Annotated in this window: 1 protein-coding gene; it reads right to left on the reverse strand. The window is 50.0% G+C overall.

Going from position 1 to position 270, the window contains the following annotated elements; all coding sequences use genetic code 11:
- Positions 1 to 270 (reverse strand): InlB B-repeat-containing protein (locus NE473_RS32335; RefSeq protein WP_256265743.1); only part of this gene is annotated, 270 nt, incomplete at both ends.

Genomic DNA, 270 nt, shown 5'->3' on the forward strand with positions numbered 1-270 from the left:
CAGCTCCGTTCTCTTCTGTATACCAGCCTCCAAATGTATAACCCGGGCGGCTCGTACTTCCAAGTTCTTTTCCTGCATTTACAAGACTCTGGCCGCTCAGCACCGTCTCCGTCGTATTCGGAAGCACCTCTGCTGCATCTGCCGCTGCCTTGTCATACGTCAGGGTTACTTCAGCATTTGCTGTCCATTTCGCATAGACAGTCATGTTTTCTGCTATTACATAGGCTGCATCGAACTGTTCTCCAGCTCCATTCTCTTCTGTATACCAGC

The sequence above is a fragment of the Hungatella sp. SL.1.14 genome (assembly GCF_024460495.1).
Lineage (GTDB): Bacteria > Bacillota > Clostridia > Lachnospirales > Lachnospiraceae > Hungatella > Hungatella hathewayi.